This is a genomic window from Phaeodactylibacter xiamenensis (genome assembly GCF_965229835.1).
Lineage (GTDB): Bacteria > Bacteroidota > Bacteroidia > Chitinophagales > Saprospiraceae > Phaeodactylibacter > Phaeodactylibacter xiamenensis.
The window spans coordinates 6130938-6146160 of the sequence record NZ_OZ245931.1 but is presented as its reverse complement, the minus strand read 5'-3'; the positions used below and the strand labels follow the sequence as shown (position 1 = coordinate 6146160).

Here is a 15223-nt window from a genome sequence, read left to right as displayed (position 1 = left end):
GCAGAAAGAAAACTACCGAAGCAAATAATTAAGGTAGAAAAAGATGACCAGATAAATCCATAGCCCGTCCAAAAAATGCCAGTAGATGGTCAGCAGGCGGAGCTTGAGCCGCTTTTCGGGGTCAGAAAAATAAACCAGCACGCTCACCGGCTCTTTCATGCGCTTGCGGGCTGTCCAGAGGAACAACCCCAGAAATGGGAGACCAGCTATAACGTGAGCAAAATGCAGAGCTGAAATCACATAAAGGTATCCGGCAGAATTATCGCTGTGGATGTAAATCTGATTGCTAAACAACTGATACCAGCCTACGCCCTGCAGGATCATAAATATGAAGGAAATCGCCATGGTAGCGATGAGCGCCCGCTGATAGTTTTCCGTATCATCAGATTTGTAGCAGCGCTTTGCCCAGACCATTGCGCCACTACTTGCCAGTAAGACCAGCGTATTGAAAATAAAAATATTCGGCAGCCTGATCGGCGGCAGGTCACTTTGCACCCGGGTGTACACAAAGGCGGCCGTAAACGCAAGGAACATAGCGGTAATGCCCAGCAGGGACAAGATCAGCAATACGTTGTAAGGGTGAAAGGCAAAGTTGCCATATTCGTTGTACCCTTCCTCTGCGGGGTCTCTTTGCTGTGATGGTGGATTTTCAGACATATTATTTGGCTGCTTACCAGCTGAAATTTTGAGTGAACAGTTTAGTTTCGGTCCCGTTTGGCCTCCCGCCGGCAACGCTCGCTACAGTATTTGACCTCCTCCCAGACCTTTTCCCATTTTTTTCTCCAGGTGAAGGGGCGGCCGCATTGTACGCAGTCTTTGGTGGGGAGGTCTCCCTTTTTGCGTTGCTTTGGCATTAGATTTTCTGAAGGAAACGGCAATTCGCTCTTTTTGTTTTCAGGATATTTTGGGGCAGTGGAATGTTAAAATATTTCCTGCCACCTCAAGGATAAGGATTTCACGTTTAATCAAAAAATCAATCACCCATGCGCACGACTATTCTCCTGTTTTTTGCCCTATTGATGCTGCAATGCGCTGCTCAGGCTCAGTCTGATACGCTGCCCACTTCCCCAACCTTTGGGCCTTACTACAACCAAATTGGCGTGGATCTTCTGCCTGCCATCATTACAGGGGGAGGCGGAAGGCTCGGGCACTACCAAATAGAAGCCCTGTACCGCGAACACCAGCCCAATGGCGATTTACGGATCAAAATCGAGGTCAACAACAGAAATTACTTTGAAGGCTTTATTCCGTATCCGGACCAGCTGCTGCCGGGCAGCACGCTGGAAGAGCAGCTCTACCAGCAGAACGACCTTTTCCCGCGCGCCAGCCTCCTGTTCAGCATAGGGCGTTCTACCTACCGGTTGAGCCAAAAGCTGCCCGTCTACCTCGGCGTGGATGCTCAGGCCGGTGTGATTTTTACGGAACGTATCACCTACGTCAACGACCGCCCGCTCGAAGGCATGCCTTCAGGTTTCAGCAGTATTGTCGGCTCTGCCAACCACACCCATTTTCTTGGAGGGCTGACGCCATTCATCGGGACCAATATCCCCATCACCGACCGCTTGTCCTTCAGTGTGGAGTTTGGGCTCCCTATTTTATACCATACCGGCACCTCCAGCTATATCACGGAAAACGGGGACCGCTTTGATGTGAACATTTCGGAATTCACGCTATTTGACGGCCGCCCGATTAATGACCTTGCTATTTTTTACCGGCTCTGAAACGTTGCTGCAGCCGCTTGAGCAACTTGAGCATCTTGATATTGAATCGGAGGTTGATGTTGAAAAACTTTTCATCGATGAGCAGCCAGTCCTTTTCGCGCTTTACATTGCCCAGGGTTTCGTAAAGCACGTAGTGTGGCGTTTGCAACTGCGCTTTCCAGTACAGGCCCCGCTCGGTCATAGCAAAGCCTTCTTTGCAGGAGCCCAGCAGGCTTTGATCGCAGATAAAGTAAATCCGCTCGTCCCGGCGCTCCGGCTTCAGGAAGAACTTGCCGGCATTGCGCAGTTTCTGTACAGGCATTTTGACAAAGTCCGTGTATACCGTTTCGTCGGGCTCGCTGCCGAAATCGAGGTAATCAAAGATGAGTGTTTCCAGCGGGTGATCATCGGCGCCGGGGCCCTGATGCCGGAGTATGGCTTCGGGAAGGGGAACGGAATTCAGGTCCTTTGCATAATGAATGAGGAAATAATCGGTGAGTTCTTCCAGGTGGCGCTTTACCCTGACATTTTGCAAAGCAACCGGCTCGCCTTTTCCATGCAGATACATTAGCTGATCGGCCAGCTGAGTCTCCCGCCGGTGAAGCATATCCCGAAAACCGGATTCGTACAATAATTCCCGGTAGGCTTCCACTTCTGTGCCGGGCTGTTCTTCTTCAACTTTTTGGCGCATTAGGCGGAAAAACGCTTCTGTCAACTGTTTGCTTACGTTGCCATTCAGATCAATAATTGGCTGAGCATCCGCCTCCACAGCACCCTGCTCCTGCGGTTGCGGCGTACCGCACTGATGGCAAAACCTTGCATGATCAGGCAATTCGGTATGGCAATTGATACACTTCAACAGACGTCAGTATTTGCTCCAAAGTTAACAAACTTATCTTATGGTCAGCTGCACCTGAGGTGTTACCGGGTAGGCCACGCAGGTGAAAATATGACCGTTGGTAGCATCGCTGTCTACCCGGCTGTTGTGGGTATACATTTCGACACGCCCTCCGGTCAGTTGAGCGGAGCAGGTTGTGCAACTCCCGCTCCGGCAACTGTAAGGCAATTCTATGCCCGCAGCCAACGCCCCTTCCAGCAAAGTCTGCCCCGGCGTTACCGGAAAAGACAGGGTCTTGTTTTTGAACTGTAATGCTATTGTGGCATGCGGCAACTGACTGGCTTCCGGCCGGAAAGGCGTGTGTATGATAAAATCTTCCTGATGCAGCCGGTCGTCTCCAAAACCAAGAAACCGCAAGGTCATAGACGCTTTGAGCATGAGCCCCGGCGGGCCGCAGACATAGGCATGAGCCTCCGGCATTTGTTTGCCCAAAACCTGCTCCGCCCAGAACTCCAGCCACGCGTTGCTCATCCGCCCCTGCCGGATTTCAGTGTGGCCCGTTGCTTTTAACTCGTCTTCGCAGGTGGCTGATGCCTGGCTTAGAAGGTGGAAAACCTTCAGACGGTCAGGGTGGCGGCCTTCCAGTTCCTTCAGTTCCTCCCTGAAAAAGACAGACTCGGCATTCCGGTTGGCTAGCAGCAGTTGGATTTTTTCAGTTCCCGGCCTATTCAGCGCGGCTTTGAGCAGGGCAAACACCGGTACAAACCCACTGCCCCCGGCAATGAGCAGCAAAGGACGGGGAGTTTCGGGCAGCACAAACTGCCCAGCGGGCGGCAAAGCCTGAAGGGTATCCCCCACCTGTAGCTTTTGAGTCAGGTAAGCCGAAGCCTGCCCATTGACAGTCCGCTTGACGCAAATCGACAACTGAGGGTCCACCCCCGGAGTGGAAGCAAGGGAATAAGACCGCCGAAATGGCACAGGGCCCAAATCAGGAAAGAGCAGGGTCAAAAACTGCCCGGCCTGATAATCCGGCACTGGCTGCTCCTGCATATCAAAAAAAATATGCGCACTCCCCGGCACCGGCCGGTTAATGTGCGTGACAATGAGGGTTAGAAGTTCCTGGTTCATATTTATGCTTAGTCATGCGCCGACCACCGCTTCCAAAACGGCAATCTTAAGGTACGAACATACAACACTTAGTGTAAAAATTGGCAAAACCCTGCAAGCTGAGTATATTTGCCCACGCGAAACAGCAGCGCCGCAAACAAGGTATACCTTTAGGTGTTGTAATGACAAATATTGAACACTAACCATAGAATTCAGGTATGGATACAGCGACGGAAAAGAAAAAAACCACCCGCAAACCGCGGTCTAAAAAGCCTAAGTACAGCAAAGAACAGTACCTGGAGTGGTACGAACTGATGTTCCGCATACGCAAATTTGAGGAGCGGGCACTGATGATGTACGGCCAGCAGAAAATCCGCGGGTTCTGCCACGTTTATATTGGGCAGGAAGCGGTTGCAGCGGGTATGGAATCTGCCATCCGCCGCGAAGATGCCATCGTTACCGCTTACCGTCAGCACGGTACGGCACTGGGGCGTGGCTGTGACGTCAACGCCTGTATGGCTGAGCTTTTCGGTAAGGAAACGGGCATCGTGAAGGGCAAAGGTGGCTCTATGCACTTCTTCTCAAAAGAGCACCGCTACTTTGGCGGCAACGGCATCGTGGGCGCTCAAATCCCAATCGGTACAGGCATCGCTTTCGCGGAAAAGTACAAAGGGACAGACAACCTTTGCGTCACGATGTTTGGTGATGGCGCTGCCCGTCAGGGTGCGCTGCACGAATCCTTTAATATGGCTATGGCGTGGAAGCTACCGGTGCTTTATATCGTGGAGAACAACGGCTACGCCATGGGTACTTCCGTAAAGCGGACGAGTAACGTGACCGAGCTCTACAAGATGGGGCTGGCCTACGATATGCCCAGTGAAGCCGTAGACGGCATGCAGCCGGAAGCTGTTCACGAAGCAGTGAGCCGTGCTGCTGAGCACATCCGTGCCGGCAATGGCCCTTACTTCCTTGAAGTGCAGACTTATCGCTACAAAGGGCACTCCGTCTCCGACCCGGCCAAGTACCGGACCAAGGAAGAGGTACAGGAGTACAAGGACCGCGACCCGATCAAGATTACAGAAAGAACGATTCTGGACAATAAAATTGCGACAGAAGACGAACTCAAGGAAATCGAGAATAAAATCAAGGAAGAAATCAAGGCAGCTGTAAAGTTTGCGGAAGAATCAGACTACCCTGATCCTTCAGAACTCTACACGGATAATTACCTGCAGGAAGACTATCCTTTCATCAGGGATTAGAATTCCAAAGGATATTCTGTTTAAAGAGACAACGTATCAGCAGTTCCAAATTTGGGGCTGCTGATTTTTTTTGCCCTCCTGATAAATGTCAGTGGCTCAAGTGAGCAATCTCAATTGCAAGGCTAATTATATGGCGCATATTTGAACCGTAATCAACAACAAAAAACTAGGATTCATGCAAAACGCCAAAGCAATTGAAACGGCCCTAAAGAATCTGGGCATAGAAAGCCCGGCAGCAGTTCGCTACAACTTGCTACCGGAGGAATTGGTCGAAGCTACCCTATGCAAGGATCAGGGTGTACTAGCCGACAGCGGCGCACTCTGTGTCAGCACAGGGAAATTTACCGGCCGCTCACCACAGGACCGCTTCATTGTTGAGGATGAGGTGTCTAAGGACCGGGTAGACTGGAATGCGATCAACAAGCCTTTTGAGGCCGCAGACTACGATAAGCTACGCGCCAAATTGGTGAAGTACTTCGGTGGCAAGGAAATTTACGTACGCGATGTACAGGCGTGTGCTGACCCTGAATACCGGACAAACATCCGTATTGTTACCGAATACCCCTGGAGCAACCTCTTCGTATACAACATGTTCCTGCGCATGAGCGAAGAAGAACTCGCACAGTTTGACCCCGAGTGGACCGTACTTTGCGCGCCTGGCTTCGAGGCAGATGTTGAGACTGACCATACCCGCCAACCTAACTTCTCAATCATCAACTTCGCTAAGAAAGAGGTGATCGTAGGAGGCTCCGGCTATACCGGCGAAATCAAGAAGGGCGTATTCTCCGTACTCAACTTTGAATTACCTGCCTTCCGTGACCTACTGACCATGCACTGCTCTGCAAACGTAGGCAAAGACGGCGACGCTGCCGTATTCTTCGGGCTGAGCGGTACCGGCAAGACCACCTTGTCTGCTGACCCTAACCGTCTGCTGATTGGTGACGATGAGCACGGCTGGGGCGAGAATGGCATCTTCAACTTCGAAGGTGGCTGCTACGCTAAGACCATCGACCTGACCCGCGAAAAAGAACCGGAAATCTTCGATGCCATCAAGCATGGCGCAATCCTGGAAAACATTGCGTTCTTCCCTGATACCCGCACTGTCAATTACGAAGACAGTAGCGTTACCCTAAATACCCGGGTATCCTATCCGATTTACCATATTGATAATATCGTCGAGCCATCTATGGCCGGGCATCCGAAGAATATCTTCTTCCTGACCGCTGATGCCTTTGGCGCACTGCCTCCGATCAGCAAGCTGACGCCCGGACAGGCGATGTACCACTTTATCTCTGGCTATACTTCTAAAGTAGCAGGTACAGAAGTAGGTATCGACGAGCCAGTGAAGACCTTCTCCGCCTGCTTCGGCGCACCATTTATGCCCCTGCACCCCACTGAGTATGCCCGCATGCTGGGTGAGCGCATGGAAAAATACGGTGTAAATGTATGGCTGATCAATACCGGCTGGACCGGTGGCCCTTACGGTGTGGGCACCCGCATCAAACTGAAGTACACCCGGGCGATGATCACTGATGCCCTGGAAGGCAGACTCGACAACGTGGAGTATGAACAGGAGCCGGTATTCGGCCTGCACATTCCAAAAGAATGCCCTGGCGTGCCTTCAGAACTGCTCAACCCTCGTAATACCTGGGCAGACAAAGACGCATACGACTACAGAGCTAATAAGATGGCGAAAGCCTTCATTGACAACTTCCGCAAGTTCGAAGACGGCGCGGATGAGGAGATGATGGCGGCAGCACCACGCGTCATTGAAACGGCGTGAGCAACTACAGCATACTGACTGACAACTAGACAATAGCTTGGTTTTCGAATGCTGCGGGCGAACTTTTGTTCTCCGCAGCATTTTTTATTAATACAGGTATTGATCAATACTAAAACCTAACCATATGAAAAACCTACTCATCCCCGTTGATTTTTCCAATGCTTCCCGCAATGCCTTTCAGTATGCCATGGAGCTGGCTGCCCGTATTGGTGCAGAACAGGCCAAACTGGTCCACGTATTCCTCCCGGAATCAAGTGGGGAAGCCGACTTTATCCCACCGGTAAATGCCCTGATGGAGACCCGCCACAAGCTGCTGAATGACTTCCTTGAAGAACTGATCAGCGAAAGCCCGGGCGGCTTGCCTGTGGATGTACAAACGGAACTGCTCGTAGGATTCCCTGCTGATGAAATTGCCTCGAAGAGTGAAGATTACGACCTTGTAGTGATGGGTACTACCGGTGATGGGGGCGTTTTGGAGCGTGTGTTTGGCAGCGTCTCCTCCAGCGTATCGCAAAGAGCCGGGTGCCCGGTGCTCCTGATCCCAAAAGATGTCCGCTATGCCCCGATCAAACATATGGTCTACGCCAGTCATTATGATGCCCACCATGAAACGGTAGTCAAAAAACTTATCGCTTTCAACCGGCTCTTCAATGCCCACGTCCACTTTGTGCATGTACAACGCAACAAGGACATCCCGTTTGAAAAAGAGCAGGGAAAATTGTTTGAAGAGCTATTCGAGCAGGGCGACCCGCCTTTTGCTTTCGAAATGGCAGAAGTCAAAGACGACTCAGTTGTTGAGGGGCTGAGCGCTTATGCTGCTGCTCACGGTGCACAGGTCATCGTAATGGCAACCCGTCACCGGGGCTTTTGGGAAAATATACTCCACAGCAGTCAGACCAAAAAGATGGTGTTAGCTGCAGAAACGCCCTTGTTGATTCTCCACCTGGACATGGACTAAAAAAGAGGGGGCGCCCGGACTTTAGGCACCCCCTTCATGATTTTAACGATGCGTCAAAGACCGCGAGATCACGCCCTTTGACAGAAGTGTCTTTGGGATTACTCCGCGTTATCGGGCTGAGGCTTGTATTCTGCCCGGAAAGACAGTTGCCCCTGCCCGCCTGAGATTTCCAGAAAGACTTTATTCACGCTATAGGCATTTGCAGACTTCAGCAAATCGAAAAAGCGGGATTCCTGAGTCATTTTACCCTGGCAAAGCATTTTCGTGGATGCCAGTTCACCGATATTAAGGGTGCCGTCTTCCTGAAGGGTGATAGTAGAACTGAACTTGTTGCAGCCACTATGACCGGAGATTTTACCGTTAGCGATGGTAATCATGGGGATGTCCTCCTTTCCCATTTTCACACTCCGCCCATCGTAAACATACTCTGTCAGGTACCACTTCTTCACCTCCACCTGAGGAAAAGCAGGCTCATAATCCGGTGATACCAGGCTGGCATCTTCAACAGGTGACACCTCAGCCTCCGCCGGAGCGGCAGGAGCCTGACTCGTACCTCCTTCTGTTCCTTCCTGAGCAGCATCACTGCCACAAGCCAGCAGGCTGAACGACAGCAACATCATCAAAAGCGTTCTCATTTTCTATCTTGTTTATTAGAAATAGATTCTTTTTCGCAGCAGGACAGGCGCTTCGGCCCCACCTGTGCTTGTGCGGGCGAAATTACAAAATTTTAGTGCGATACTATCTTTTAGGTGTGCAGAATGGACGGATAAAACTACCTCTCCATTCACAACCGTATGCTCACAACCCCATTCCTGGCGCTGACCGCAAAGCCCCCAGCGTATCTACTCCCCGTTTTTGGAGCCGGTGCAACAGCTTGAGCAGCAATAGTGCTGTAATGAAAGCGTCTCCCGGGGCCGTATGCCGGTCACTTTGAGGAATCCGGTAGGTATCACAAAGATGATCGAGTCCGAATGTACCGGGGCGGGCTAGCTGAGGGTTCCGCGCGGCTCTGCGGGCCAGTACCCCCGTGTCCAGGACGGTATTCTGCAATTTTCCGCCTCCTGCTGAATGGATTGCCGCGTTGAGCATCGCAACATCAAAGGCAGCGTGGTGAGCAACCAGCACATCGCCCCCAACAAATTCCAAAAAACGGCGCACGCCCTCTGACTCCGCGATACTATGCAGTTTTTCTCCTGGCAAAATACCATGTACGGCTACTGTTTTCCCATCCGGATAGTACTCCTGATGAATATAACACTCCAAACGGTCCTCTACACTGATCTGCCAGTTTTTTACCCGTACGGCACCTATGGAAAGGATCTGATCTTCCTGTACATCCAGGCCTGTTGTTTCGGTATCAAAAACCACAAAGCCAATCTCTTCTATTGGCGTCCTTTTGTCGTAGGCCGTAGCAGCCAGGCTTTCCAGATAAGCCTTCCAGAAAGCAGGGGCATTTGGGTCCGGAGGGGGCGGCTTTTTTTTGAACCATCTGAACATAAGGCGCGGGGTATATTGGTTAGGGAATGGGGCGGTTAACTGAGCAGGGCAAGCCGGAACCGGGTATTCAACAGGGACTGCAACTCTTTAATCGGGCGGAAACAATTGCGCAGGTTGATCCGCTCCATCTTAGTCAGGTCGGACGGATTGAAATACCGGCCGGAATTTTGCTTTTTCAGCCCCTGAAGGGCCCGGTAGCGCATGAGGATTTCGTAGGCATCAGCCGCTTGCTCGTAGAGCTCCCTGTTTTGAGGCTCCAGTTCAGCCAACCGCTCAAACCGGCGAAAGGTGTTGTTGATCATGCCTACCCGTGCGTGCAGGACTAACAGGCGTGCCGCGTCCGCCAGGGGCATCATAGCCCGGGCTTTGATGTCGAACTCATCTTTATGGGCACCACTGCTTTCTACCACAAAGTTGCGGAAGAACGTCAGGGGTGGTGGGTTTTGCAGCGCATTCTTACCCAGGTAGACGAGAAATATCTCCTGATCGTCAAGTGCTTCGAAGATGTGCGTTGTCAGGGCTGAGGATAAGGAACGGTCACCGTGTATAGGGCGGAAGTCGAAGAAAATGGTACAGAACATCACCGCCTTAGGCTCCGGCTTGTGGATCCAGGTAGAGAACTGCTGCTTCCACTCACTCAATGACAGGCACCAGGAAGGATTGCTCGCCATCATATCTGCCGGGCAATACTCAAAGCCTACCTCATTGAGCAGGCGGGTGACCCGGCCGGCAAAATCCAGGTAGTAGTTCTTTGTGCGCTCATAGGCATCCTCCGGCACGTCCTCAAAGACCAGCGCATTATCCTGATCGGTCCGGAGCAACTGCTCTCCCCTGCCCTCGCTGCCCAGTGCCAGCCAGCAATACTTCGCACCGGGGTGCTGCTGTCCTTCTGATGCCAGATCTGCCTCTGCCAGTTCGATGCAACGGACGATGATCTCGTCGTTAATCTCAGTCATCACCGTGGAGATGAATGCAATTGATACTTCCTGGAAAATGTATTTTTTGAGCAATTGCTCGGCACGGTCACGGATATCCCGGAGGGCTTCCACCGCCTTGCAGCGCCGGATTTCCCGGATCAGAATGGCTGGATTGTTGCCCTGCATCACCATCAGATCGTGCTCAGAGAGGACACCAACCACCCGGCTGCCAATTGTCCCATCCTCTGTCAGGCAAATGTGGTTGATCCGGTTTTTGACCATTTCCATTTGCACGTCCGCCACGGTAACGGATGAGGGCATGGTAATGACCGGGCTCGACATGATATCGGAGATGGGCGCGTTCAGCTTCATTTTTCCGGTTGCCACTTTATGCCTCAGGTCCTTATCGGTCATAATACCTACCGGATGATCCGAGGGATTGACGACGATGATAGACCCAACCTCCTTAGCGGACATAATGAGCGCTGCTTCCTGAATGGTGGTCTGCGGCGGGCAGGTGACCGGAGCTTTACTGCGCTCCAGGGATTGCACCTCCATAAGCGCGAAATTCTCGATAGTGCGGTCGGAACGGTCCAGAAAAAGCTGAGAAGGATTGGCCGTTTTATACTTTTGCCCTACACCAGCTGCGTAGTTGCTTGCCAGATAAAAGGCTACCTGAGGGTGCGCTTCCATCACTTTGCGAAAGCCCTCAATATTAATGGCGTACAGCAAAGTTTCCTCAGCAGCACGGGCTGTGAGGGCATAGGCCTCTTCTGCCAGCATGGGGCGGATGCCGAAAACGTCGCCCTCATCGCACTGTTCCACCAAAAACTCCTCTGACTCCGTCTCCCGGTACAATTGGACAGCACCTTCCCGCACGATAAAGATATGCGTACCCGGCTGATCGCCCTGATGAAAAATTTCCTGCCGTGGCTTATAGTATTGCACCAGCACCCGCTGCGAGATCTGCAGCAGCAAATCATCAGGCAGCAAGCTAAACGGCGGATAAGCTTTCAAAAAATCATAGATGCGGCGCGGAATGATATTTTCCATGGCATTCAGGTTTGGATAACGGAATATCCTGCTTTTTGATAATGCCACCAAATATTAACGCAATTAGATGTATATATTTGTTTATATCAGCCGGTAACCCTATTTTGGAGTTTTGTTTCTTTGCTTAACCCAAGTGCGGCCATTCATAGTACATAGCCATGAAAACTCATTTCAACGTCAATTTTCTGGAAGACTCGACTGAGACACTGCGTGCGATTGCCCACCCCATACGCATTGCAATCATTGACCTGCTTTACAACAACGGGCAAATGACTGTAACGGACATCTACCAGCACCTGAATATCGAACAGGCCATTGCCTCCCATCATCTTCGCATCCTTAAAGGAAAGGACGTCGTTACTGCCGAACGCGACGGCAAAAACTCCCTCTACTCCCTGACCCGTGCAGAATTTTATGAGATTATCAAGACGCTGAAAAAAGTCATTTAACCCTTCAGGCAAAGACTGACTACCTCCCTGCAATGTGCCCCTTTCCCGAGCTACGCCACATCTGCCTGCCATAGAACCAACAAGCCACCACCCATTTTTCCACATATTTTTTTGGTCAACCCCATAGCATTTGCAATAAGATTTTGAAAAATGCAGAAAAAAAGCACGAGAAAACTTGCACACATATACATATCTATATACTTTAGCTGAAGTAAAATATGCTCGTCAACAAATCAAACAACAGTTAGTATGAAACTTTTCACCAAAATCCTGACCCTCACCCTGCTGCTGCTGGCAGTAAGTATGCAGGCGCAGATTATTGAGGATGACATCGATCATTCTTACAAGCCACTCACACTTAGGCTTGATGAAAGTGGCAATAAATATATCCGGTTTATCGTCTGGCATCAGCACTGGACGGTCACGAACAACCTGGCAGTGGAAGACGCCAACCTGCAGCTGACGCACCTGGCCCGCCGCTCCCGCTTTTTGGCATTTGCGCAGGTTTCTCCGCGCTTTCTGATCCTGACCCACTTTGGGCTCAATAACCTGACGCCGGGCAATATGACCTCGCTGGGCAATAACGGGGATGCCCCGCAGCTTTTCCTGCATGATGCCTGGACAGAATTCAAAGTCAGCAACGACAACTCCTTCTTTATTGGTGGTGGGCTCCACTACTGGAAAGGCCTCACCCGTTTGTCCAATCAGAGTACGCTCAATTTTATGACGCTGGACAACCCCCGCCCGTTTGTGCACTGGCACTCGCTTGGGGTTACAGACCAATTTGCACGCCACTTAGGCCTGTATGCCAAGGGGGTTATTGGAAAATTTGACTATCGGATCGCGCTGAACAACCCGGGACGAAATGCTAATGCCGGCTTACCGCTCGGAAATGGCGTAAGCTATGGCAGCAACAGCAGCAGCCTTGCCTATACCGGCGTTTCCACTCCTGACAGGGATGGCAATCTAACCGGAAATAACATTATCGAAGGTTACTTCCGGTACAACTTCATGGATAGCGAATCTGTAAAACTACCTTATGCCGTTGGTAGCTACCTGGGCACCAAGAAAATCTTCGCGTTGGGCACGGGCTTTTTTGCCCATCCCAATGGTATGTTCAATGAGGCAACAGGCGAACACGAGAACGTGACCCACTTTGCAGTTGATGCGTTTCTGGATATGCCGGTAACGGATGGCGACTGCCTCAATGCCTACGCTTCTTTTATGAGCTTTAACTACGGCGACAACTACGTTGCCCGCTGGGCAGGAACGGGAAGCGTGCTGTACGGGCATGTAGGGTATAAACTTCCTAACTCAAGGTTCATGCCTTACATCGCTGCACAAACTGGCAACTACGGTGGCTTTAACGAGAACACCTCAGCGGTGGATATCGGCCTCAACTACTTCCTCAACGGGCACAGCGCAAAGCTGACGCTGGAATACCACACGATCAGCAACGATGTCCGCGAGGGCGGCCTTGATGCCAATGGCAACATTCAGGATGTGCGCCAAATCCGTATGCAGGCACACATCTTCTTATAGACTATTTTTTTGCCGAAACGCAACAAAATATTTAGATAACTATATTCAATCATCTTAAAACTCAGGCTTATGTCCAACGACAACAAAGCTCAAAAGTACTGGAAAGAGAACCTGGTTTACCTGGGCATTCTGCTTGCCGTATGGTTCCTTGTCTCTTATGTATTTGGAATTTTTCTGGTAGAGCCGCTGAACACGGTCAAAATCGGCGGTGCCAAGCTCGGCTTCTGGTTCGCTCAGCAGGGCTCCATTTACGTTTTCGTCATCCTCATTTTCGTTTACGTTAGCTTAATGAATAAGCTCGATAAAAAATATGGGTATGACAGTTAGTGGCCAGCAGCCCTAATCTATTATCAAATTAGCGAATAATTAAACAACAATAACATGAGTGTTCAAACCTGGACTTTCATCATAGTAGGCATCACCTTTGCGCTGTACATCGGTATCGCGATCTGGGCGCGGGCCGGGTCTACTTCAGAGTTTTATGTAGCCGGCGGTGGTGTGCCACCAATTGCCAACGGCATGGCTACCGCAGCAGACTGGATGTCGGCGGCTTCTTTCATCTCCATGGCGGGCCTGATCTCCTTTATGGGGTACGATGGCGGTGTATTCCTAATGGGCTGGACGGGCGGCTATGTTCTCCTGGCTTTAACCTTAGCCCCCTACTTAAGGAAATTCGGAAAGTTTACGGTCCCGGATTTTATCGGGGACCGGTATTACTCTAATGTAGCCCGTACGGTAGCCGTGATCTGTGCGCTCATCGTATCCTTCACTTATGTGGCCGGACAGATGCGGGGCGTGGGGCTGGTATTCTCCCGCTTCCTCGAAGTAGACATTAATACCGGTGTATATATCGGTATGGCGATCGTTTTCTTCTACGCGGTTCTCGGCGGCATGAAAGGCATCACCTACACACAGGTAGCGCAGTACTGCGTGCTGATTTTCGCTTTCATGGTCCCAGCTATCTTTATTTCCATGAACATGACAGGCAACCCTATTCCACAGCTCGGCTTCATTGGCACTATGACTGATGGCTCCAATATGGCCTTGCTCGACAAGCTGGACCAACTGCACCGGGATTTGGGTTTTGCCGAATACACAAGCGGCACCAAAAGCATGATCGACGTATTCGCTATCACCTTTGCGCTGATGGTCGGTACCGCTGGACTGCCCCACGTAATCGTTCGCTTCTTTACGGTGCCTGATGTGAAGGGCGCTCGTGTTTCTGCAGGGTATGCCCTGGTCTTCATCGCCATTCTCTACACTACGGCACCGGCTATTGCTGCCTTCGCCCGTACCAACCTTATTGAGACGGTAAGCAATCAGCCATACGCTGATATGCCGGAGTGGTTTAGCAAATGGGAACAGACCGGACTCATTGTTTTCGACGACAAAAACAATGACGGCACCATTCAATACGTAGCTGACGCTGCTACCAATGAATTGAAGATTGACCGCGATATTATGGTACTGGCGAATCCCGAAATTGCGGACCTGCCCGCGTGGGTGATTGCCCTTGTGGCTGCCGGTGGCCTCGCTGCCGCACTATCCACTGCGGCGGGCTTGCTACTCGTGATCTCTACCTCTATTGCCCGTGACCTGATCAAAATGCAGATCAGACCGGATATTTCCGAGAAAGGCGAGCTTCTTTCCGCTCGTATCGGTGCCGTATTTGCAGTAATGGTGGCCGGGTACTTTGGTATACACCCTCCCGGTTTCGTGGCAGCGGTTGTGGCCCTGGCCTTCGGGCTTGCAGCGGCTTCCTTCTTCCCTGCTATCATCCTTGGTATTTTCGATAAGCGGATGAACCGGCAGGGAGCTGTATCAGGCATGATTGTCGGTATCACTCTGATGCTCTTTTACATGATCAAATTCAAGTTCGACGGCTTCGGGGGCGGCACGCCTGAGCAATGGTGGTTCGGTATATCTCCGGAGGGCTTTGGCACGGTAGCGATGTTCGTCAATTTCATTGTTTCCTTTGCTGTATCCCGTATGACGACTCCGCCACCTCAGGATGTTCAGGATATCGTTGAGGATATTCGTCTCCCAAGTGGTGCAGGCGAGGCGCACGCACACTAGAAAAAGTCAAACCATTTACGGGCAGCTGTCTCCGGGTGGCTGCC

15 protein-coding genes are annotated in these 15223 nt (G+C 51.3%); 8 read left to right on the top strand and 7 right to left on the bottom strand.

Annotation, left to right across the window (positions count from 1 at the left end):
- Positions 1–12: 12 nt before the first annotated feature.
- Both ACO08I_RS23385 and ACO08I_RS23380 read right to left on the bottom strand, forming a co-directional pair.
- Positions 13–657 carry a cytochrome c oxidase subunit 3 gene (locus tag ACO08I_RS23385; protein ID WP_044215828.1) on the bottom strand — a complete coding sequence of 215 codons (645 nt, stop codon included), beginning with the start codon at positions 655–657 and terminating at the stop codon, positions 13–15.
- Between the two features lie 41 nt (positions 658–698).
- The gene (locus ACO08I_RS23380) at positions 699–854 is read right to left on the bottom strand and encodes a DUF2256 domain-containing protein (RefSeq protein WP_072013636.1); all 156 of its coding nucleotides are present in this window, start codon (positions 852–854) and stop codon (positions 699–701) included.
- Between the two features lie 129 nt (positions 855–983).
- On the opposite strand from ACO08I_RS23380, the gene ACO08I_RS23375 reads away from it, so the two are divergent.
- Positions 984–1721 (top strand): hypothetical protein, encoded by a 738-nt coding sequence (locus ACO08I_RS23375; protein ID WP_282782036.1) that lies wholly within the window; start codon positions 984–986, stop codon positions 1719–1721.
- Here the strand turns inward: ACO08I_RS23375 and ACO08I_RS23370 are convergent.
- Complete coding sequence (locus tag ACO08I_RS23370) at positions 1702–2559, bottom strand: zinc ribbon domain-containing protein (protein WP_421947276.1); 858 nt, start codon at positions 2557–2559, stop codon at positions 1702–1704. The genes ACO08I_RS23375 and ACO08I_RS23370 overlap by 20 nt on opposite strands.
- 33 nt (positions 2560–2592) lie before the next feature.
- Positions 2593–3666: a 2Fe-2S iron-sulfur cluster-binding protein gene (locus tag ACO08I_RS23365; RefSeq protein WP_421947275.1), complete on the bottom strand. Its 1074-nt coding sequence runs from the start codon at positions 3664–3666 to the stop codon at positions 2593–2595.
- A 197-nt stretch (positions 3667–3863) separates the two neighbouring features.
- Between ACO08I_RS23365 and pdhA the strand changes: the two genes are divergently transcribed.
- The 3 genes from pdhA (at position 3864) to ACO08I_RS23350 (ending at position 7645) form a co-directional block, all read left to right on the top strand.
- Entirely contained in the window at positions 3864–4904 is a 1041-nt protein-coding gene (pdhA, locus tag ACO08I_RS23360) for a pyruvate dehydrogenase (acetyl-transferring) E1 component subunit alpha (RefSeq protein ID WP_282782041.1), read from the top strand.
- A 175-nt stretch (positions 4905–5079) separates the two neighbouring features.
- Positions 5080–6687 carry a phosphoenolpyruvate carboxykinase (ATP) gene (gene pckA / locus ACO08I_RS23355; protein ID WP_282782043.1) on the top strand — a complete coding sequence of 536 codons (1608 nt, stop codon included), beginning with the start codon at positions 5080–5082 and terminating at the stop codon, positions 6685–6687.
- A gap of 124 nt (positions 6688–6811) precedes the next feature.
- Positions 6812–7645 (top strand): universal stress protein, encoded by an 834-nt coding sequence (locus tag ACO08I_RS23350; protein ID WP_282782045.1) that lies wholly within the window; start codon positions 6812–6814, stop codon positions 7643–7645.
- A gap of 98 nt (positions 7646–7743) precedes the next feature.
- Here ACO08I_RS23350 and ACO08I_RS23345 read toward each other — a convergent pair whose 3' ends face one another.
- The 3 genes from ACO08I_RS23345 to ACO08I_RS23335 all read right to left on the bottom strand — a co-directional run bounded on the left by ACO08I_RS23345 (position 7744) and on the right by ACO08I_RS23335 (position 11112).
- Positions 7744–8280: an META domain-containing protein gene (locus ACO08I_RS23345; RefSeq protein ID WP_282782047.1), complete on the bottom strand. Its 537-nt coding sequence runs from the start codon at positions 8278–8280 to the stop codon at positions 7744–7746.
- A 163-nt stretch (positions 8281–8443) separates the two neighbouring features.
- Positions 8444–9142, bottom strand: coding sequence for a PolC-type DNA polymerase III (locus ACO08I_RS23340; protein WP_282782049.1), 699 nt, complete (start codon positions 9140–9142; stop codon positions 8444–8446).
- A gap of 35 nt (positions 9143–9177) precedes the next feature.
- The gene (locus tag ACO08I_RS23335; RefSeq protein WP_282782051.1) at positions 9178–11112 is read right to left on the bottom strand and encodes a DUF294 nucleotidyltransferase-like domain-containing protein; all 1935 of its coding nucleotides are present in this window, start codon (positions 11110–11112) and stop codon (positions 9178–9180) included.
- Between the two features lie 158 nt (positions 11113–11270).
- On the opposite strand from ACO08I_RS23335, the gene ACO08I_RS23330 reads away from it, so the two are divergent.
- The 4 genes from ACO08I_RS23330 (at position 11271) to ACO08I_RS23315 (ending at position 15179) form a co-directional block, all read left to right on the top strand.
- Entirely contained in the window at positions 11271–11561 is a 291-nt protein-coding gene (locus ACO08I_RS23330) for an ArsR/SmtB family transcription factor (protein ID WP_044148253.1), read from the top strand.
- 249 nt (positions 11562–11810) lie between these two features.
- Complete coding sequence (locus tag ACO08I_RS23325) at positions 11811–13103, top strand: porin (protein ID WP_282782053.1); 1293 nt, start codon at positions 11811–11813, stop codon at positions 13101–13103.
- Between the two features lie 69 nt (positions 13104–13172).
- Positions 13173–13430: a DUF4212 domain-containing protein gene (locus ACO08I_RS23320; RefSeq protein WP_421947274.1), complete on the top strand. Its 258-nt coding sequence runs from the start codon at positions 13173–13175 to the stop codon at positions 13428–13430.
- A gap of 54 nt (positions 13431–13484) precedes the next feature.
- A complete protein-coding gene (locus ACO08I_RS23315; RefSeq protein WP_282782056.1) occupies positions 13485–15179 on the top strand; it encodes a sodium:solute symporter family protein in 1695 nt (564 codons plus the stop codon).
- Positions 15180–15223 lie beyond the last annotated feature (44 nt).